Below are 20,447 nucleotides of genomic sequence, written 5' to 3' on the forward strand. Positions count from 1 at the left end.
TGGATGCGAATACTAGAGGTCTATTCTTCTAATTCTTTTCTTAGAATTTTCTTATCGAACTTACCAACGCTAGTTTTCGGAATTGTAGAAACCGACCGAATATCATCTAGCTTAGGCAATTGCCAGTGAGCAAAATGATCTTTCAATCGATCATGGATCTTTTTAGGATCCATTTCTTTACCTTCAACTGGTACTACAAAAATGACAGGAGCCTCGTCTCTTACAGGATCTTTTCTTCCTACAACTGCAGCTTCTAATACATCCGGATCTGCCATAACTAGATTTTCCATGTCAACAGAAGAGATCCATTCTCCTCTTGTTTTGATAAGATCCTTTTTACGATCTGTGATCTGCATGTAACCAAATTCATCCAGTACTACAACGTCTCCCGTGCGAAACCAACCATCCGAAGTAAAAGATTCAGAGGATTCTCCACTTTTATAGGAAGCAGCGATCCAAGGTCCTCTCACTAAAAGTTCTCCAGGAGTTTTTCCATCCTTAGGAACATCTTTACCATTATCATCGATTGCTCTTATTTCTACACCAGGAACAGGTAGACCTTGTTTTGCTCTATAAGAATATCTTTTAGCATCATCCCAGTTTTTCATAATACCACGAAGATGGGATACAGTACCAACTGGAGAAGTTTCAGTCATTCCCCAGGCATGAAGAATGGAGATACCGAAATCTTTTTCGAAACCTTCTATCAAGCCCCGAGGCGCTGCAGAACCACCTACTACCATAGTATGAAGTTTTAGATTATATTTAGTTTTCTTTAAGTGTTGGTATAGAACATTCCAAACTGTAGGAACTCCTGCTGTTAGAGTTACTTCTTCTGATTCCAATAGTTCTGCAAGAGAAGCACCTAATAGGTGTTTTCCTGGAAATACTAATTTACATCCGGTCATTACGGATGCGAAAGGAATTCCCCAAGAATTAACATGGAACATTGGAACTACAGGAAGAACAGTTTCTGCCTCCCTTATGCATAAAGCATCTCCCATGCAGATGGACATTGAATGTAAATATGTAGATCTATGAGAATATACTACTCCTTTAGGATTCCCAGTTGTACCAGAAGTATAGCAGATCCCTGCCGCCTCGAACTCATCTATTGGTTCAAAATTTTCTACTTCATCACCGGTTTTCAAAAAGTCTTCGTATGAAATCGCATTTGGAAGATTTGGGAATGGAACATTCTCTTTATCGTCTATGATGATAAACTTTTGAACACCATGGATTTGGCCTAGATTCTTTTCGATGGCAGAAGCCAAAGATTTATCTACAAATATAAACTTGTCTTTTGCTTCGTTAATAATATATATAAGTTGTTCAGGAAACAATCGAATATTGATCGTATGGAGAACTGCGCGAATGCTCGGGATTGCAAAATATAATTCCAAGTGAACAGAATGATTTAAACAAAAAGTGGCAATTGCTTCTCCTGGCTTTACACCTGCTTTTCTTAAAGCACTCATTAAACGGATCGTTCTTTTATAAAATTCTCCATAAGTCAGTCTTTGGATGGAATTGTCATGCCATTTGGTTACGATTTCCTTATGAGGGTGAACATCTTTAGCTCTTTTTAGAATGGAAGGTAAAACTAATGGATAATCCATCATCGTAGAACGCATAAACTTCTCCGCTTAAAATCTAGGGCCAAGATTATTGCATTGAATGGGCTCAGGTCAAGAAGAATAGAAAGAATTCAAAATTGTTTTATATCTAAACAGAGTTAGTCGATTGCTATCTGCAGTAACCTGCCATTGTAAAACCCAGTTCATACGCTGTGAAAATTTGGATATTGGCGGCCCAAGCAAGTTTAGAATCTGCATCTTTTAAATCGTTGGTTGCAATAGTGATTGGATCTAATATTTTCTGTGTGAATTCACAGGGAGAAACAGGAAGACCTTGATCCCCTTTCATATATTTTCCGAGAGAGAAGAATAGAAAGTTCCTCACAAGTTGTGACTTTCCTCGCGCAGAGTTTGCAAATTTCAGATAAGAATCCAAATTAGTTTCAAGCTCTTGTCTTGCTTTTAAATCCAAAGGGTTCTTTTTTAATTTTCCAGAAGTTGCCTGAAACTTTTTTTCCAAGTCCAAACGTAGTCTTTCAGCACAAAAGAATTCTGTTCCTTCTTTTGCATTTAATGTCTCATACTTGATCCTATAATACTCAGGATTTCCATCTTTGTTGAGATGGAAATGTTTTCCTTCTCCCATTTCCGGGACATACACGATTTGGCCTGTTAAGTAAGTTTCCCTAATATTATGCTCGGATATTTTGTATAGAGTATCCAACAGAATTTGCTCATTTTCATTCGGTGCAGATTTTTCAGAGGCAAGAAACTGCATACAGGATTTGTTTATGTCCGGATGATTAAAATAGACTTGTTGCATTCTTTGAGCGGAACCAACGCAAGAAAGAAATAGGATAAAACAAAGACTTATAACCGTTTTCATATGGATAGAGGATCTAGGATTGGATTACACGATCTATTCTTTTTTATATTCAATGCGTGTAGACGTCTGCGGGTTCAGTTAAAAATCTTGACATCCTCACATACCATACAGGGTATACCTTATGGAACTTGATGAAATAAGAAAACAGCTAACTCATAGACTGCATAGAATTAAAGGCCAATTGGATGCGCTCGAAAAGAGCCTATATGATAAGGACGAAGATTGTGAAAAAACCTTAATTTTACTCAAGGCTTCTAGCCAGGCTCTAAAAAAATTTGGAGAAGCCTATGTTCAAGAGTATATGGATCGATGTTTTTCTGAAAAGAAATCATCTGCATCTATCCAAAGGAATTTGAAAAAGGCAATCAAAGCCGCATTCTCTCTGTAATTCCCCCTTCCTAAGCAATTTTCCTGCATTTTGCGTTCGAAACTCATTTCGGACGCTCAAATTTATTTCACTAGTGAATTTTTGTTGACGAATTATATACCCCCATGGGTATGTTGATATTGTATACCTAGGGGGGTATATAATATGGAGAATACAAACACTCAGAACTGGTATCTGGAAAGAGTCTTATTCCTGATCGCGGGATCGGTCTCTTTGATTGGTTTACTCGTTGCGAATTTTCTCAGTCCATGGGGACTTCTTCTGAATCTTTTAGTTGGGGTTAATATGATCCTCTTCTCGGTGACAGGATTTTGCCCAATGGGTTTTGTTCTCACTCGATTGGGCGTCCCTAATAAATGCGGATCTGATAGGTAATTCCAATGAAATATAGATCCGTTCTATCGCTTATACTCGGTGTGGTATTATTTTCAATACCTCTTCCTGGCAAGGCTTCCGATTCAAACATGGATTTTTTCTCCGTGTGGGAAAAGGTAGCCGGGAATTCTCCTTCTTTGCAAACGAAAAGTTTGGAAATAGAAGCCGCGAAATCCGCAAGCGCTAGAGCGGGTTTGCATTGGTTTCCTAAATTGTATACTGACGTTCGCACTTACCAAACGAACGACCCTATCCTAAATTTTACTGGAAAACTAGGGCAAAGATCTGCTACACAATCAGATTTTTCAACGGCAAGCAATCGATCTAATCTTTCCAATTTTTTGGATTCAAACAACCAACTTTATCAAAACATAAATCCAAATTCTGCAAATATTTTCGCTAAGGATACCTTAAATCATCCAGGTAGCAATGTATATTCGCGAGGTACTCTGGGGCTTGAATTTCCAATATATGAAGGAGGATCGGGAAAGGCATTTAAGGAAATTAAGGATAAAGAGCTTCAATCTTATATTCTTGAGTCAGAATACTTTAAGAAAACGTTATATATTCAGACTGCAGTTGCATTCCATTCTTCTTTAGTGTTTTCAGGCGGAGTTAGAGAAAGGGAAAAAATACTCCGTCAATTGGATTTCTTCATAAACTCATATAGATTGGATACCGTTGGAAATCCGATTGGCCATTCTGGTTCTCTCGCGTTAAGATCCACGCAACTTAGGGTATCGTCAGAGATAAAAGAGAAGGAACTATACTTAAAAGAATCTTTGGAATCAATTAGGATATTGTCGGGAGGAGTAGTAGATAACTTGCAACCTTCTGAAATTTCTTCTTCTCGCTTTTATGAAGAAGTTTTGCCTCTTCCATCATCCGATTCAGAGAGACGAACTGCGATTTCCAAAATTCTGGAATCTCATTCAAACATATCCAAACAAAAAGTAACAATGGAAAATTCTAAATTTTTACCTAAGGTAGGAGTTTATGCGGAAGCCTATGGTTATAACGGAGATCGAAACTTTGCGAACTCTTATAATGCGGGAGTTTTCTTGCAAATGAATCTTCTGAATCCTACTGACATTGGTTCCAAAAAAGAAGCAATGATCCAAGCGGAAGCAGCTGAAACAAAAGCCAAAGAAGCAAGATTAAAAGAAAACTCTGAGTTCAAGATCCTTTTAGAAAGGGAGAGAGTATTATCTGAAAATAGAAAAGATTCTGAACAATCCTATCGGATACAATATGAACAACTTCTTCTATCTCAAACATTATTCAAAAGAGGAAATATTCCTGCTTCCAGTTTAGCAGAAAGTTTCTCAAGAACATCCGACGCTTTATATCGAAAAGAGATTATGGATTTGGAATATTTAAAAACGAGAGCACAGCTGATTCTTTATTCGGAGGAAAACGATGATGGAAAATAATAAACAAGACCAAACCGAAGGTTTCGCGGGGATACTCGCAGGAAAATTTATTCGCTCTAAGTTGACTCCGATCTTTGCTGTCGTAAGTATTTTTGCCGGCATATTATCTGTATATTTGACTCCAAAGGAGGAAGAACCTCAGATCTCCGTTCCTATGGTGGATATCGCATTCTTCTCTCCTCAATATTCCGGAAAAGAAATGGAGAGAAAAGTAACGGAGGTCGTAGAAAGAGCAGTTTGGGGACTCGAGGGAGTCGAGTACGTTTATTCTGCTACTCAGGATCATAAATCCATGATCACTGTGCGATTTAAAGTTGGGGAACCTTTAGAACCTTCTTTAGTAAAGATACATCACAAAATTTTGGAAATAAAGAATCAACTTCCTCCAAATACTTCGGAACCCTCAGTTAATTCTTTTACTATTGACGATGTTCCATTTTTGGCGTTCACCTTTAGCTCCTCCGAAAAAGACGATTATTCTCTTCGCAGTTTGGTCGCTCCGCTTGCAAGGGAACTATCTTCTACTCCAGATCTTTCCAAAGTGGAGTTGTTGGGGGGAAGGAAAAAGGCGGTACGTGTTATTGCAGATCCGAATCGAATGAAACAGTACGGAGTGGATTTTTTACAACTTTCCGAAAGTTTGAAGATGAATTCCTCGGATTTCCCTGCCGGAAAAAATTGGGGCCCTAAAAAGGTATACGATATAGAGATCGGATCTTCTATCCGAAACACGAATGATCTCAAACAAATTCCTGTAAAGCAGAGCTGGGGAAGAGTCGTAAAGTTAGGCGATATAGCTCAGGTTTATGAAGGACCGGAGGAGAGAACGAGACAATCCTTATTCTTTATGAAGGAAAATCCGGATATCGGCGAGAATGCGGTAACGATCGTCTTTTCGAAAAGAAAGGGAACGAATGTAGAGGCTCTTGCTGGTAATATTAGGGAAAGAGCTACCGAATTCGCTAAGGATCTTCCGAAAGGAATAAAATTAACGGTTGTTCGGGATTACGGTCTTACTGCCGGATTAAAATCCAAGGAATTGATAGAACACTTACTTATCGCTACGATATCGGTTTCGGTATTGATCGCTTTGTGGATGGGAATCCGTGCATCGCTTGTGGTCTTTGTGGCTATCCCCGTGACATTGGCGCTTACTTTATTTATTTATTATTTTCTAAATTACACGCTCAACAGAGTCACTTTGTTCGCTTTGATCTTTTCCATCGGTATTCTAGTAGATGATGCGATCGTTGTAGTTGAAAATATAGAAAGACATCTTTCCTTTGGTGGAAAAAGAGGAAAAGTCAGAGCGATCTTGGATGCGGTTTCGGAAGTAGGAAATCCTACTATCCTTGCTACATTTACCGTGATTGCAGCCATACTGCCGATGGCCTTCGTTCGCGGTCTTATGGGACCTTATATGAAACCGATCCCTGTCGGTGCAAGTCTTGCAATGATCCTCTCGCTATTGGTAGCCTTTTCCGTGATTCCTTGGGTGAGTTTAAAACTTCTTAAGGAACATACCGGATCCGAATCTGAAAGAAAAATTTCTAAGTTAGATGCAATATATTTAAGGATCGCGGGATGGCTTTTGGAATCTAAGAAAAACTTGGCAAAAATGGTTTTATTGATCCTTGCTTTGTTCTCCATTGCGATTTCCCTTGTGGCATTCAAGATCGTTAAAGTAAAAATGTTGCCGTTCGATGATAAGGATGAGTTTCAAATCGTATTAGATTATGATCCTAGAACTCCACTTTCTAAAACTGTGGAGTTAAGCTCGGATCTAGCTAAAAGGATCTTGGCTGAAGAAAACGTAGAAAAGATCCAGATCTTTGCTGGAGAGCCCGCGCCCTTCTCCTTCTCGGGAATGGTAAAACATACGTTCTTAAGAAGAGATGAATGGAAATCAGATCTTCATATCGTTTTGAAAGAGAAAGATTCCAGAAAGAAAAAAAGTCATGAGATCATTGAATCAATCCGACCGATTTTGGACAAATTTAGTAAGGAAAACTCGGTACTAAGTAAAGTGTTGGAGATTCCTCCTGGGCCTCCCGTACTTTCTACTCTCGTTGTGGAAATATACGGTCCGAATGAAGCGGAAAGGATTCGTGTGGCAAAAGAGATCAAATCGATTGCGGAAAAGCAAGAAGGTATAGTGGACTTGGATTCCAGTCTTTCGGAAACAAGACCTAAGATAAAATATCCGTTCGAATTCAGTAAAGGTGGCATCGTTGGAATTCCATCCTATGTTCTTGCAAGCAATGCAGGTTTCTATTTCGGAGAAACTTCGGTATTCTATCTATCTGAGTCGGAACATCCAGAGGATATATCCGTAGATCTTTCCGTTCCGAATGATTTCCGTTCGTCTTCGACGCCGTTTTCGGATTGGGATCTTTCTTCTCAATATGGTGGTTCCATTTCTCCTAAGTTACTGATCGGAAAAGAAGAAACCGTATCTTCTAAGATTCTTCATCGAAAAAATCTAAAACCGCTCGAGTACGTAACCGCTGAATTCTCCGGTAAGGAAGAGGCTCCCGTCTATGGGATCTTATCCCTCACTCCTAAAATACATTATCCGATATTCACTTCCGAAGTTCCATGGAATACAAAACATCCTGTAATAAAATGGGATGGTGAATGGTACATAACGTATGAAGTCTTCCGAGATCTTGGGGGTGCGTTTGCTGTGGTAATGGTTCTGATCTACATTCTTGTTCTAGGATGGTTCCAGGATTACAAACTTCCGATCATCATTATGGCTCCAATACCTATCTCTTTGATCGGAATTATACCCGGACATTGGATTTCTGGGGCTTACTTCACTGCAACATCCATGATAGGATTTATTGCAGGAGCAGGGATCATCGTTCGGAATTCCATCATTCTTGTGGATTTTATACATGCTGAATTGGCAGCAGGCAAACCTTTGAAAAAAGCAGTCCTAGATGCCGGTGTAGTAAGATTCCGTCCTATGTTCTTAACAGCTGCGGCAGTAATCGTCGGAGCATCGGTGATGTTATTCGATCCGATCTTTCAAGGTCTTGCAGTATCTTTAATTTTCGGGGAAATTGCTGCAACTGTGCTGAGTAGGTTTGTGGTGCCAGCTTTCTATTTCTGGTTTTCGGGTAGAAGAGGATGATTTTGCCGAAGAAGGGAAATGGTTTGCCTTAAGGACTCGCCGTTACGCAATCTCACATCCTGTTCGATTGAGCTCCACGGCGTCTTTCTCGCGCCTTCGTCCATCCATGGACTCAGATCGCGTTTGCTTACGTTCCCTATGGGTCACTGCAAACGCTCTCGCTCGAAAGCTTCGAGTCCCTTAGATTCTGTTATTAATTTCGGTATTATTTTTGCCGAAGAAGGGACTCGAACCCCCACGGTGTTACCCGCTGGTACCTGAAACCAGTGCGTCTACCAATTCCGCCACTTCGGCTAGTGGTTGGAGGGATTGTTTCCCTACGGATAATTTTGCCTTTGAGGACTTTCCGTCAGCTTATTTTTGGAATTCATTGACACGATAATTAAGAGGAAAGTAGGGTCAGGATAGAATGAAAGAAGAACGCAAAACTTCGGAGACGGACATTAAGCTCTCCCTGGATATTCGGGGCAAAGGAAATTATAAATTCGATACTCAAATCCCGTTCTTTGAACATATGCTTTCCCATGTTTCTAAACATGGTCTTCTGGATATCGATCTATGGTTGCGAGGCGACATAGAAATCGATTGTCATCATAGCGTTGAGGACACTGCAATTCTCCTAGGTGCAACTCTTCATAAGCAGTTAGGAGACAAGGCAGGTATCAGAAGATACGGTCATTATACTCTTCCTATGGACGAGGTTCTTACTACTGTTGCTGTCGATCTGGGTGGTAGATATTATTATAAATACACTGGACCGGAACTTGTAGGTAAGTTTGGAATTTATGACGCAGAGCTCTCGTTGGAATTCCTACAGAAGTTCGCTTTAAATGCTAAGATGAATCTTCACGTTCATGTTCATTACGGTGAAAATCGTCATCATATTCATGAATCTATTTTTAAAGCTTTTGGTAAGGCTTTGAGAATGGCAATCGAGATAGATCCAGCTGCAGGTGGAACAATTCCTTCTACAAAGGGTGTTTTGGAATGATAGCCGTTCTTGATTATGGAATGGGGAATATTCACTCCTGCTTAAAAGCGATCTCTCTCTTTACTAAAGATTTTTCTTATACAAATGACCCGTCCATTTTGAAACAAGCGGATGCGATCATTCTTCCAGGTGATGGTCATTTTGATAAGGCAATGAAAAATCTAAATGAGTCTGGTTTGAGAACTTTTGTAGATGATCACGTAAAGGCAGAAAAACCTTTGTTCGGGATTTGTATCGGTTTTCAAATTTTGTTCGAAGATTCCGACGAAGTTGTTTCAGGGAACAAAAATGAAACTGTTCCTGGGTTAGGTTATGTCAAAGGTAAGATCCGAAAGTTTAAGGGAAAAAACTACAAAGTCCCTCATATCGGTTGGAATAAATTATATAAAAGAAATCCTTCTAAAAGCAATTTATTGAAAAATTTAGAAGACGAATCCTTTGCATATTTTATACACTCCTACCGTCCCGTTGGAGTGGAGAGTTCCGCGATCACTGGTTTCTGCGATTATTATGGGGAGAAGTTCCCAGCAGTAGTTGAGAAAGGAAACGTTTTCGGAACACAATTCCATCCTGAAAAATCCTATTCCTTCGGTCTAAAGATTCTGGAGAACTTTATTCAATCCTTATGATTTTAATTCCGGCCATTGATTTGTTGGATAATTGCGCTGTTAGATTATTCAAAGGCAATTACGACGAAAAAACAATCTACTCCACTGAGCCTTGGAAACTTGCAGAAGGTTTCGAAAGAAATGGCGCTACCCTTTTACATCTTGTAGATCTGAACGGTGCAAGAAATCAGATTGGGATCAATACTGAAGCTATTTCAAAAATTCGTAAATCTTCCAAACTTAAGATCCAACTAGGCGGTGGAATCCGAGATAAGGAAAAGTTGGAATATTACGATTCAATAGGTATAGATCGTTTTATTCTAGGAACTGCTGCAGTAAACAATCCAGAACTTCTAGAATTTGCTCTGAAAAAGTACGGAGAAGATAGGATTGTTGTGGCGGTGGATGCAAGAGACGGTATCGTCAAAATTGCAGGTTGGGAAGTAGACTCCGGTGTTAAGTATCTAGATCTTTTGGAAAAGATGCAACAAGCAGGAATCCGTAATATTATTTTTACAGATATCGCTCAAGATGGAACTTTGGCGGGTCCAAACCTTAACGCATATAAGGAAATTTTAAGCAGATATAATTTTCAAGTAATCGCATCCGGTGGTATTTCTTCTTTGAAAGACATCATGGCGCTCTCGGCATTAGGGACTTCTGTTCCGATGTACGGTGTGATTACAGGAAAAGCTTTATACGAAGGTAAAATAGATCTGGCCGAAGCGATCACAAGCTTGGGTTCAGATTAATTTTTAATTCCCCTTTATAAGTACCAATCTGCATATTTTTTCTTTCCTTATGCCTTCCAGGTACGTATAAAGGTATTTTGTAATCGGAGTCCCGAATGAAAAAACTGTCCCCTAGCTCTATCCTTGCCGTAATCTCCGGTATCGCGGCATTTATCTCGTTCTTATTGATCCGAAAATATTTCGGTGGAGAAACTGCGGACGGACTTGCACAGTCTCTTTGTGATGCAGTCAGTGAAACAGGTTCTTGTTCGAAAGTCTCTGAAAGTAGCATTTCAGCAATCCGAAATGTTCCTTGGTTAGGAGATCTTCCGATTGCACTTTTTGGATTCACATTTTACGGATTTGTTACATACCTTTTTGTCAGATCAGAGAAGAGTCCGGAAAATAAAGAAGGATACCTTCTTCTTTCCTTTTACGTCTTGCTAGTAGCATTGGTGATTGATCTTGGATTATTCTCTGCTTCTATATTTTATATAGATGCGATCTGTGGACTTTGTGCAGTTACTTGGATCTCCACTTTGATTTTGGTTGTGGGAACCTTCCTCCAAATTAAAGACTATAAGGACAAGTCCTTGAAAAAAGCATTCGGTATCTTCCAATTGGAAGGTTTAAATACTTATATAGTAGTTTTATTATTTTTAGCTGCGGGTCAGATTGGTGGAAAATCTTTCCATGATTCTTTGGTAGACGGTGAACATACGGGTGTTGCTCAAATCCAAAAACAATTGGCTGATTACGAAAAAGCTTCGGTAGTATCTATTGATCTAAAAGGTTCTTCTATACAAGGAGATCCTAATGCTCCGATCACTATTGTAAAGTTTGCTGATTTCAATTGTGGTCACTGTATGGATACTTCTCATATCTTAAAAAGAGTTTTGAGAGATTATCCAGGACTAGTAAAAATCGTTTATAAAAATTTTCCATTGGATGCAAATTGTAACAGATTGGTCCAATCTCCTCGTCCTGATGCGAGTTCCTGTGTAGCTGCTTCTGCTGCGATTTGTGCCGATAAACAAAATAAATTCCCTGCAGTTTACGAAGGACTTTATAGAAACACTGAAAATAGAGTCGCTCATTCTCCAGCTTCGGTATTGAGTTTAGCTCAACAAGAGGGATTGGATATGAATCAGTTCCGTGCGTGTTTATCTTCTCCTGCCGTTCGTAATCAGATCAATAAAGAAGTAGATGATGCTGAGAAGGTCGAGATCCATAGCACTCCAAGTTTATTTATTAATAATAAACCGATCCAAAGCGGAACTCCTAAAGAAGCTTTCTTAAGAGCTTTGATAGAAAGTTTAATTAAGAAGGTCTGAGGTTTTCAGTGTCGGAAGCAGCCGAAGTCTCCAAAAAGAATTTCTATTGTAGGAACTGCGGCTCTTCCATTCTTTCCGATTCGGAAAAATGTTTGTTTTGCGGTTCTTATCAATTACCAGGAAGAATCCCGTTTTTCAAATTTTTATCTGAAAGTAGATTATTCCGGACAGCTTTCTTTTTTCCTTTTTCGGCTTTTCTCGCTTTTGCATTTCCGATCATACACGCATTAAATCCAATCCCATTTTTAGATTGGTCCTGGGTGCTGTTGATTTCGTTTTTCTTTTTTACATTCTCCATCTTCGGATTCGTTTCAGAATGGATTTTCTTGAATAAGTTTAAAGGAGATGCGAAGGATTTTAGAGAAGGTTTTTTTGAATGGCAAAAGACTCTTTATCTTCGTAATCCTTATCTCTCTTATTTTGGAATGTTCTTATTCGTATGTGTTCCTTTATTGAATTGGGAAAATCACTTCTCTTTTGCTGCCTCTTCTTCCGCAATTTGGACATTATTACTCGTATTCTTATCTAAAATCCTTATTCCACTTTTCTAATCATCGGAGCTGCTATCCATGTTGAAGAAGATTCTAATCATCTCTTTATCTACCGTCGCCATTCTATCTATTTCATTAGGGATTTTAATTTGGCATACGATCAATTTCCGGCCGATCACAGTGGGCTTATATTATGAAAAGATCTTTTGGGAGAATGTTCTAGATGATCCGGAGACACTGACCTCTCTCCGAATTTTGGATTCTTGGGGAATCACTTCTCATAATTATAAATGGTCTGACTCTTCTCCCGAAAAAGAAATGGAAAGAGCAGATAAAGCAAAAAGAGATCTGGAGACACTTAAAACTTACGATCCTTCCGGATTAAGCGGAGAAGATAAAATCTATTATAAGGCTTTAGAATGGGATCTGGAACTTGCGGCTGATTATGAAAAATATATTTATAATTCTTATCCAGTAAACCAACTATTCGGCGTCCAAAATCATATTCCTTCTTTCTTAGCGACTTCTCATATGATAGAAGATGATGAGGACATTGAATCTTATATTACTAGGCTAAAAGGGATTTCGACAAAGTTAGATCAAGTGATCCGAGGTCTGGAGATTAGACAATCAAATGGTGTGATCCCGCCGGATTTTATTTTGAGAAGAGTTCTGGATGAATTGAAAAATTTCAGAGTTAAAAACTCTGAAGAAAACATTCTTTATGTTAGTCTTCGTAAAAAATTAGAAAAGAATGATGAGATCCTCTCTGACCAAAAAACTTCTTCTTTGGCAGAAGTAAAAAAGATCTTAGAGATTTCGGTTTATCCAGCTTATTCTAAGCTACAGAATTTCTTAGAACAACAACTTAAGTCTGCCGATAGTAAGGCTGGAGTTTGGAAACTTCCAAACGGTGAAAAATATTACGAACATACTTTAAAATATCATACCACTACCAATCTTTCTCCTGAGGAAGTTCACTCCATCGGTCTTTCAGAAGTTGCAAGGATCCAAACTGAAATGAAATCTATTTTGCAAACTTCTGGAATTGCAGTTTCCAATTTGCAAGCTACTATGAAGCAGTTGAGAGAAAAATCTGAGTTCCAATTTCCAAATACTCCAGAAGGAAAAGAAAAAGTTATAGAGGTCTATAAAGAGATCTTAAAGGAATCTATCGAAAAATCTAAACCTATCTTCCCTTCTTGGCCTAGAGCAAAAGTGCAGGTAGAAAGAATTCCTGAATTCAAAGAAGCAGGAGCACCTGGAGCTTATTACGAAGAACCAAGTCTGGACGGAAAACGTCCCGGTGTATTCTACGCAAACCTGCGTGATTTAAAAGAAATTCCTAAGTTTGGAATGAACACATTAACGTATCATGAAACAATTCCAGGACACCATTTACAAATTGCTTGGTCCCAAGAATTGACTTCCGCGCCAAGAAAATTGAGAACTACTCACTTTACTGCATTTGTCGAAGGATGGGCATTATACGCGGAAAGACTCGCAAAAGATTATAATTTTTACTCTGATCCATATGTAGATTTAGGAAGATTGCAGGCTGAATTGTTCCGAGCAGTTCGTTTGGTTGTAGATACAGGAATTCATTACAAACGTTGGAGCAGAGAAGATGCGATTCGCTACATGTCTGACAATACAGGCATGGCTCCTAAAGAAGTTTCGGCAGAGATTGAAAGATATATCGTTTATCCAGGACAGGCATGCTCCTACAAGATTGGAATGATCTCTTTTCTAAAAATGAGAGAAGATTGGAAATCAGTCAAAGGCGAAGCATTCGATATAAAAGAATATCATGGTTTCGTTTTAGGAAAAGGTTCCCTTCCTTTGGAAATTTTAGAAAAAGCTTCTAAAGAAGAATTGGGACTAATTCCCAAAAATTAGAACTTTGGGTTATGATTTAATGTTTTCGTTTTTCCTGCTGGGAAGGACTGTAAGATAGCCGCATGTAGGAATTCCCTCGCCTTTGCAACAGATTCAGAGAGAGGAAAATCCTGAGCCAAATAAGAAGCTATGGCAGAAGAATAAGTGCAACCCGTTCCATGAGGATTGAAATCTTCTACAAAAGGTTTTGAATATTTTAAGATTTCTCCGGTCGGAATTCCTAATACATCCAGTGCTTCCTTTGAATTTTTGATATGACCACCTTTTAATAAAACAGGGACTCCTAGTTTTTTAGAAAGAGAAGCTGCTTCTGTCTCCATGGATTCAATTTTGGAAATTTCCCCAGACCCTAAAATTTTTGCCTCATCCAGGTTCGGAGTTACAAGGCTTGCCAAAGGAATTAATTCAGAGATTAGAGATTGGATTGCTTCGTCCTGCAAAAGTTTAGCTCCGCTTGTGGCAACCATCACAGGATCTAATACTAACTCGAAGTTTTGCCCTTTTGATTTGTACTCTTTTAGGATTTTAGAAATTCTGCGGATCAAATTTTCGGAAAAGAGCATTCCGGTCTTGATTGCTTTCACGGGAAAGTAAGAGAGAACAGCTGCGAGTTGTTTTTCTAAAAAATCAGGATCTACTTCTAAAATTCCAGTGACGCCGTCCGGATTTTGAGCGGTCAAACAGGTAATCACTGATGTTCCGAAAGATCCAGTTGAGTTAAAAGTTTTTAGATCTGCTTGGATTCCCGCTCCCCCTCCGGAGTCGGAACCTGCGATTGTTAATACTACCGGCTTTTGCATTCGGAACCTTATAATAATTTAATCAGGCCAACCGAATCGTTTCCAATCCACGACCTCTTCTCTAGAAAATTTGATACCTTCAGATTCTAAAAGTTTTTTTTGTATAATTGCTCTAGGAGTATCTCCTCGATGAGAAATTTTTCCCATACTATTGATGACTCTTTGCCAAGGGACCTTTTGTTCTTGGTCCTTCTTTAATGCGTTTAAAGCATAACCTACTGCTCTGGCAGCTCTAGGTTTTCCGATTAGAACCGCGATCCTCCCGTAACTGGTTACTTTTCCTTTGGGAACCTTCTTTACAATTTTATAAACTAATTCGTAAAAATTCTCAGGTTTTAATTCTATCTTTTTCTTTTTAGGTTTTGCAGTCATATAACTGATTTTTCTAAATTTGTTTCTGAAATCGGTTGTGGAGGCCTAAGAGGTAATTCCACTTTGAATACAGTTTTCCCAGGAATGGATTCGACTGTGATCTTGCCTTTATGTTTTTCTACGATACCTTTTACAATACCAAGGCCGAGCCCGGAACCTTCACCTTGATCTTTTGTAGTGAAGAATGGATCCCAGATCCGATCCTTGATGGAGGAATCTATTCCTGGGCCGTCGTCTTGTACTTCTATAGTAACTGTATCTCCAATAGAATATACAGATAATTCGATCGTGCCTTGGCCTCGAATGGCTTGGTTTGCATTTTGGATCAAGTTGGTCCAAACTTGGTTTAATTCGTCAGGATTACATACAACTTTTGGGATGGTGGAGAAGTTCTTCTTAACTTCGACTCCATACTTGAGTTGGTTGTTCATGATGACCAAAGTGTTTTCGATACCTTCTATCAGATCTGCACTAGTAAATGATTTGCTCTGGTCTAAGTGAGAATAATATTTTAGAGCCTTAACTATCCGGACTATATTTTTGATAGAATATTTAATATTTTTAATATTACGATTCGTATTAGATGCATGTTTGAGCATCTCATATCCAGGTTTTGCTCCTTGGGCTAAAATTTCCAAGATGTACTTTCTTACTTCCATAACATCGTTTTCTATTATGAAAGAAGCAACCTCACCTGCTAAGGAAACTTCTATCCCCATTTGGATCATTTCTTCCTTTAATTCTCTTTTGATCCGGAACTTGTCCTTAGATTCCATAACCTGACTTTTTTTTCGGTCTCTTAAGATATGTAGAAGTGCTACTTCGAATGATTTCCTTAATTTCTTATTTCTCGCGAAACGAACGATTTCGAATACGTTCTTTACGATATAATTCATATTTGATTCTAAATTGTCTGCGGAACCATTGATCACCCCTGCTGGAGTATTGATCTCATGCGCAATTCCTGCAACCATGGTTCCTAAAGAAGCCATTTTTTCGGACATGATCAACTGAGATTGAGCGCTTTCCAGCTCCTGTGTCCTGTTTCGGACTTTTTCTTCCAATGTTTCAGTAAGCTCTATTAGTCTTTCGTAAAAAATGGAATTTGAAAGTGACATCACTGAAACGGATCTCATTTCGTTAAGTTTTTCCAGCTCGGATGCATTGTATTTTCTTCCATCGTTTTTTGGTCCTAATACAAGCATGCCCAAAAGACTTTTGTTTAAGATAAAAGGAACCAGAAGATCTGCTTTTGTTTTTGCTGCAAAAGAAAGCGCGTGTTCTCGTATCTGATGTAGTTTTGCATTTTCCGTAAATTCTTCAGAATAAAAAATTTTATCATGCTCTGTGATCCATAAAAGGAACGGATCGAAGATATAAAAATGATCCTCTCCCGTTTCTCTTGGATACGGAGAGAATTTTCCAAGATCTTCCCTCCATAAGTAAATTTTAGCCCTACTTGCATTGATGATACTAGGTAGAAATTTTAGGATTTTATCACATACACTTTCTGTGATGTTGGTTGCAATCAGATCACTTTTGAATTTATCTAACGAAGAAAGGTATTTAACATATTCTTGGTCCGTCAGTTTAGAAAGTGCAGATGATAGGTTCCATGCAGGTCCAAACTCATTGAACCAGATCCAAACAAATACAGCGGCCAAAGTGGTAAAAGGCAAACTGATGAGAAGCACGATCGTACGATCAGGATCCAAGGATCTGAAATCCAAACCGAATATTAGCGCCGATTGCAGAAGGAATGCGGCTAAAACAAGACCGAATATTGGTCCGAATTTGCGTATGATTTTCATCGCGTGCCTGTAAAATTAGGCTTAAGAATGTCTAGTTCCACAATTCCAGTAAAGGAGTTTTTTACGATAGCGAGGGTCTTTGGTGCCTTCTATGATTTGTATTCTCCAGAAAGAGGAAGAGTAAGAGCCGTACTTAGAGGAAGGCTCAGAAATATCGTCGCAAAAGAAAGACATCCATTTGTCGTAGGCGACAGAGTTTGTGCGATGGAATCAGGCGGAGAATGGGCCATCGAAGAAAGATTATCCCGTAAAAACGAACTTCTACGAAAAAGTAAAGAGGGGGATGCACAGGTACTTTGTGCGAATGTAGATCAAATCGCAGTACTTGCCTCTTTAAAAGATCCTGAAACCAAAGACGGATTCTTGGATCGATGTTTGGCGGCCGCGTATCTTTCTGAGGTCCCTCCCCTAATTATATTCACAAAATCGGATTTAGTGGATCAAGAAACGGCGATTAAGCGCTCTTCCGTTTATAAAAATCTAGGCTACGATATAATTATTGTTTCTTGCCAGACCGGCCAAGGTCTAGAAGAACTTTACTCCAAGTTTTCTTCCAAAACTACCTACTTAGTAGGAAATTCAGGAGTTGGAAAATCTAGCTTAGTAAACGTCTTATCGGATAGAGAATTGCAGAAAACTTCCCAGGTCAGTCTTTCCACTAAGAAGGGTAAACATACGACTACAAACTCAAACTTTCTGGTTTTGGAAGATAATATCGTATTAATCGATTCTCCAGGTATTAAAGAATGGGGGATCTTACACTTAACCAAAGGTGAGATCTTAGAAAGTTATCCGGAATTGAGAAAGTATAAAGAAGAATGTGATATTTCCGATTGTTGTGACGCGGGCCCTGGATGCAAAATGTTGTTTTCTATGGGAGAAGCGACCGATATAAGTATGGAAAGAAAAAAGAGCCTGGAATCTATGCTTGCAAGCCTGGAAAACCCGTTTAGAATCACACGTAGAGACCACTTAAAGAATGAAAGTAAATCCTAAATCGATAGAATACAACTCAATCGACGAGGTTTTAAACTTCGTACGCGATTATAACGCGGGGAATATGTTACGTTTCCTAAATGCGATCGAGGATAATAGCGGCAATATTCTAGTAAAGGAAGAGGTCCAGGTAAAAGAATCTGCTCTTACCCGTCTTAAAGAAATTAAAGGTCAGTACAATCCCGAATTTAAGATAAAATTAACAAAAGAATTAATTGGCCAGATCCAGGATAAGCTGGCTGAAAAGATAGTTCTGCAACTTAAGAGTACAGATAAGAAATTCTTAAAGTTCATGTACGAAGAGAATAAATTCAATTTTAAGGGAATTATTCGGAACGGGATTAATAATAAGAAACATTTACTCGCTCTCTTTAAAGTTTACGAAACAAATCCTCATTTTTTCAAACATATTTGCGAATTAGGTTTACTCGCTTTAGGAATCGTTCTGATTCCCGATGCACTCAAATACAAAATGTTACGCAGATATTCGTTCCTCGGTGGTATCTTTATGGATATTGCTCGGGTTACCGGAGACCAATGGAACAAACCATTTCCGGATGATACTGAAAAAACAAGGATCGCAAAACAATGTGCTAACTTTATGCAGAAGTTGGATCTTCCTGAATTCGTGTGTTCTGCCGCATCTAACCATGTTCCGTTGGGATTGCAGGATAATGTGGATGTAACAGCCGCCGGATCTAAAAAATCAGAGAGAGAAAATCCGGACGAAACATTTTTCGCTGAGATGATGGTCGATGATGGAGAGAGTGATTCTACTCCTGACGATGAAGAAGATGCAGGACTCCCAGATAAATCCGAAGACCTTTTGCGCGAACTTCTCACGGATTCTTTGAAGATCGCTAGATATATTCATACAGTTAGTTCCTTCTCCCATGATAAAGAATATGTAATGGAAGAATTGGTATATTTCTTAGCTTACAACACTTCCAGAGGTTACTTCAACGAAGTGTTAGCTAATCCTTTAGTGAACTTATTCAAACAATTCGAAGAAAACGTAAAGCGTATGCGTAAGTTGGCAGAAGTGGAGATGCAATGTCTTCATCCGCCTGCAGCTTGGGCCTATCCAAAACCGAAGGCAAGCCAGGTTCTATGTAAGAATAAAGTTTGGGATTGTCCTAATATAGTACAAGGTTGGGATATTCATGTCATCTCATCTCAAGAAGCATTCGGTTGGGTAGGCTCCAGTCTAAACGCTGATCATTATCCGAAGTGCAAACTCGAAGAAGAACTAGATTCTTTACCTGAAATAGAGCCAAAAAAGGCGGAGAAAAAATAGAATTTGTTCTCAGATTGCTAACCCTTAAGGGTTAGTTTTTGAGCTTTTGATTAGAACCTGCCAAAGGGACATTTCTTGGAAATTTTTTTCCAAAGGAAAACTTTTGCTTTTTGTAAAACACTTTAAACCAAAGTATTGGTAAAAAGTCCTTGTTAGTTTGTTATATCTAGAGGATTCTTAAGCTTAAAAAGCGGGGGAGAATATATGTTAAAAAGTAAAAGCACCCTAATTCTAATGACACTACTAGCTGTTAGTTATCTAATCGCTTGTAGTCCTAAAACGAGCAGTGGCCAAGTGAAATCGGAAGCGGTATCTTCTACTGCAAAGATCGTTTGGTTGAATGGTGACGTGAAAGTCCAGTCTGCCGAAGGTGAGAAAAAAGCCGAATTTGGTCAGACAGTAACAGCTGCAGACACTATCCTTACCGGTAAAAATGGATCTGTAGAGATCATGGTTGCCGAAAGTGGTATCATCAAAGTTTCCAAAGAGAGTGAAGTATCTATTGCTGCTCTAGTCGGAGACGAAGGAACTAACGTTAAGGTCAATCTGAACTACGGAAGGATCGTAACTCTGGTTCGTAAAGAGAACAAAAACTCCGATTTCAGCGTAGTGACTCCTACTGCTCTTGCGGGAGTTCGTGGAACTACCTTCTTAACTTCTGTTGAGAATCCTGCAGGCACAAAAGTGAATTGTGCGGAGGCTCATTGCGATGTTAAATTTGCAGTATTGGAAGGTTCCGTTGCGGTATCTAAAGTTGGAGAAGAGTCCGAAGTCATTCTGGAAAGAAACAGAGAGATCACTCTGAAGAAAAACCAGAAATTGACTGAAAAGCTCATCCTTTCGCTAAGACCTGAGTCGGTGAAAGAATTGAAAGGACTAATCGTTCTCAAGAAAAACGACGTTTTAGAATACAATAACCTGGTGGATGAATTAAAAGCATCCAGCGAAGAACTTCGCATTTTGAGCCAGGCTTCCACAGTGGAAGAAGTTCGTACTCAATTGCAGAAACGTGAAGCTACTAGAGCCAACGCGGACGAAGTAGCAAGAACCGCTCAGCAAGTGAACGAAACAAAATATGTCCAACAAGACGTTCAAAAAGAAAAGTTGAAACTCAACCCTAAAGAAACTTTCTAATTTAGTTTCTTTTATCTTTTCCGCTTTTCTAAAAATCAATAGGACCCCGCTATGCAGCGGGGTTTCTCTTCTTATATATATACCTGCGTAAATAATTCTTAATTTTGTAATGATCCGAACGACCAACCAAGGTCGGATAATTTATTGCAAAAAGGCTCTCATTTTCTCCAGAACTAGGAAAAGAT

The 20,447-nt window shown here is 38.9% G+C and carries 19 protein-coding genes and 1 tRNA gene; 13 read left to right on the top strand and 7 right to left on the bottom strand.

What is annotated here, in order from left to right:
- Positions 1-20: 20 nt before the first annotated feature.
- Both B1C82_RS11130 and B1C82_RS11135 read right to left on the bottom strand, forming a co-directional pair.
- Positions 21-1,634, bottom strand: coding sequence for a long-chain fatty acid--CoA ligase (locus tag B1C82_RS11130; RefSeq protein ID WP_086447633.1), 1,614 nt, complete (start codon positions 1,632-1,634; stop codon positions 21-23).
- 112 nt (positions 1,635-1,746) lie between these two features.
- Positions 1,747-2,355 (bottom strand): hypothetical protein, encoded by a 609-nt coding sequence (locus B1C82_RS11135; protein WP_240509600.1) that lies wholly within the window; start codon positions 2,353-2,355, stop codon positions 1,747-1,749.
- Between the two features lie 229 nt (positions 2,356-2,584).
- On the opposite strand from B1C82_RS11135, the gene B1C82_RS11140 reads away from it, so the two are divergent.
- From B1C82_RS11140 to B1C82_RS11155, 4 genes are all read left to right on the top strand, one after another.
- Positions 2,585-2,851 carry a metal-sensitive transcriptional regulator gene (locus B1C82_RS11140; RefSeq protein ID WP_086447634.1) on the top strand — a complete coding sequence of 89 codons (267 nt, stop codon included), beginning with the start codon at positions 2,585-2,587 and terminating at the stop codon, positions 2,849-2,851.
- A gap of 144 nt (positions 2,852-2,995) precedes the next feature.
- Positions 2,996-3,226: a YgaP-like transmembrane domain gene (locus tag B1C82_RS11145; RefSeq protein WP_086447635.1), complete on the top strand. Its 231-nt coding sequence runs from the start codon at positions 2,996-2,998 to the stop codon at positions 3,224-3,226.
- Positions 3,227-3,231: 5 nt separating this feature from the next.
- The gene (locus tag B1C82_RS11150) at positions 3,232-4,659 is read left to right on the top strand and encodes a TolC family protein (RefSeq protein WP_086447636.1); all 1,428 of its coding nucleotides are present in this window, start codon (positions 3,232-3,234) and stop codon (positions 4,657-4,659) included.
- Entirely contained in the window at positions 4,649-7,798 is a 3,150-nt protein-coding gene (locus tag B1C82_RS11155) for an efflux RND transporter permease subunit (RefSeq protein WP_086448576.1), read from the top strand. The genes B1C82_RS11150 and B1C82_RS11155 overlap by 11 nt, the downstream gene beginning before the upstream one ends.
- Positions 7,799-8,010: 212 nt before the next feature.
- On the opposite strand, the gene B1C82_RS11160 is transcribed toward B1C82_RS11155, so the two are convergent.
- Positions 8,011-8,092: transfer RNA gene (locus B1C82_RS11160), tRNA-Leu, on the bottom strand.
- A gap of 115 nt (positions 8,093-8,207) precedes the next feature.
- On the opposite strand from B1C82_RS11160, the gene hisB reads away from it, so the two are divergent.
- The 4 genes from hisB (at position 8,208) to B1C82_RS11180 (ending at position 11,462) form a co-directional block, all read left to right on the top strand.
- Positions 8,208-8,789 (top strand): imidazoleglycerol-phosphate dehydratase HisB, encoded by a 582-nt coding sequence (gene hisB / locus B1C82_RS11165; protein WP_086447637.1) that lies wholly within the window; start codon positions 8,208-8,210, stop codon positions 8,787-8,789.
- Positions 8,786-9,418 carry an imidazole glycerol phosphate synthase subunit HisH gene (hisH, locus tag B1C82_RS11170; RefSeq protein WP_086447638.1) on the top strand — a complete coding sequence of 211 codons (633 nt, stop codon included), beginning with the start codon at positions 8,786-8,788 and terminating at the stop codon, positions 9,416-9,418. The genes hisB and hisH overlap by 4 nt, the downstream gene beginning before the upstream one ends.
- Entirely contained in the window at positions 9,415-10,149 is a 735-nt protein-coding gene (hisA, locus tag B1C82_RS11175) for a 1-(5-phosphoribosyl)-5-[(5-phosphoribosylamino)methylideneamino]imidazole-4-carboxamide isomerase (RefSeq protein ID WP_086447639.1), read from the top strand. The genes hisH and hisA overlap by 4 nt, the downstream gene beginning before the upstream one ends.
- A gap of 95 nt (positions 10,150-10,244) precedes the next feature.
- Positions 10,245-11,462: a vitamin K epoxide reductase/DsbA family protein gene (locus B1C82_RS11180; RefSeq protein ID WP_086447640.1), complete on the top strand. Its 1,218-nt coding sequence runs from the start codon at positions 10,245-10,247 to the stop codon at positions 11,460-11,462.
- A gap of 109 nt (positions 11,463-11,571) precedes the next feature.
- Here B1C82_RS11180 and B1C82_RS20825 read toward each other — a convergent pair whose 3' ends face one another.
- On the bottom strand, positions 11,572-11,760 hold the full coding sequence (locus B1C82_RS20825) for a hypothetical protein (protein ID WP_234008275.1): 189 nt from the start codon (positions 11,758-11,760) through the stop codon (positions 11,572-11,574).
- A gap of 28 nt (positions 11,761-11,788) precedes the next feature.
- Here B1C82_RS20825 and B1C82_RS20830 point away from each other — a divergent pair, with 28 nt between their 5' ends.
- Together B1C82_RS20830 and B1C82_RS11190 are read left to right on the top strand one after the other, a co-directional pair.
- Entirely contained in the window at positions 11,789-12,013 is a 225-nt protein-coding gene (locus tag B1C82_RS20830; RefSeq protein WP_234008276.1) for a hypothetical protein, read from the top strand.
- Between the two features lie 18 nt (positions 12,014-12,031).
- Positions 12,032-13,852, top strand: coding sequence for a DUF885 domain-containing protein (locus tag B1C82_RS11190; RefSeq protein WP_086447642.1), 1,821 nt, complete (start codon positions 12,032-12,034; stop codon positions 13,850-13,852).
- Here the strand turns inward: B1C82_RS11190 and thiD are convergent.
- From thiD to B1C82_RS11205, 3 genes are read right to left on the bottom strand one after another with little or no spacing between them, the layout of a single operon-like run.
- On the bottom strand, positions 13,849-14,652 hold the full coding sequence (gene thiD / locus B1C82_RS11195) for a bifunctional hydroxymethylpyrimidine kinase/phosphomethylpyrimidine kinase (RefSeq protein ID WP_086447643.1): 804 nt from the start codon (positions 14,650-14,652) through the stop codon (positions 13,849-13,851). The genes B1C82_RS11190 and thiD overlap by 4 nt on opposite strands.
- A gap of 18 nt (positions 14,653-14,670) precedes the next feature.
- Complete coding sequence (locus tag B1C82_RS11200; RefSeq protein WP_086447644.1) at positions 14,671-15,024, bottom strand: MGMT family protein; 354 nt, start codon at positions 15,022-15,024, stop codon at positions 14,671-14,673.
- Positions 15,021-16,835, bottom strand: coding sequence for a sensor histidine kinase (locus B1C82_RS11205; protein WP_086447645.1), 1,815 nt, complete (start codon positions 16,833-16,835; stop codon positions 15,021-15,023). The genes B1C82_RS11200 and B1C82_RS11205 overlap by 4 nt, the downstream gene beginning before the upstream one ends.
- A 27-nt stretch (positions 16,836-16,862) precedes the next feature.
- Here B1C82_RS11205 and rsgA point away from each other — a divergent pair, with 27 nt between their 5' ends.
- The 3 genes from rsgA to B1C82_RS11220 all read left to right on the top strand — a co-directional run bounded on the left by rsgA (position 16,863) and on the right by B1C82_RS11220 (position 20,262).
- A complete protein-coding gene (gene rsgA, locus B1C82_RS11210; RefSeq protein ID WP_086448577.1) occupies positions 16,863-17,831 on the top strand; it encodes a ribosome small subunit-dependent GTPase A in 969 nt (322 codons plus the stop codon).
- On the top strand, positions 17,815-19,128 hold the full coding sequence (locus B1C82_RS11215) for a hypothetical protein (protein WP_086447646.1): 1,314 nt from the start codon (positions 17,815-17,817) through the stop codon (positions 19,126-19,128). Before rsgA ends, B1C82_RS11215 begins: the two co-directional genes overlap by 17 nt.
- A gap of 204 nt (positions 19,129-19,332) precedes the next feature.
- Positions 19,333-20,262 carry a FecR family protein gene (locus tag B1C82_RS11220; RefSeq protein ID WP_086447647.1) on the top strand — a complete coding sequence of 310 codons (930 nt, stop codon included), beginning with the start codon at positions 19,333-19,335 and terminating at the stop codon, positions 20,260-20,262.
- Positions 20,263-20,447 lie beyond the last annotated feature (185 nt).

This window comes from Leptospira venezuelensis (genome assembly GCF_002150035.1).
GTDB classification, from domain to species: Bacteria; Spirochaetota; Leptospiria; order Leptospirales; family Leptospiraceae; genus Leptospira_B; species Leptospira_B venezuelensis.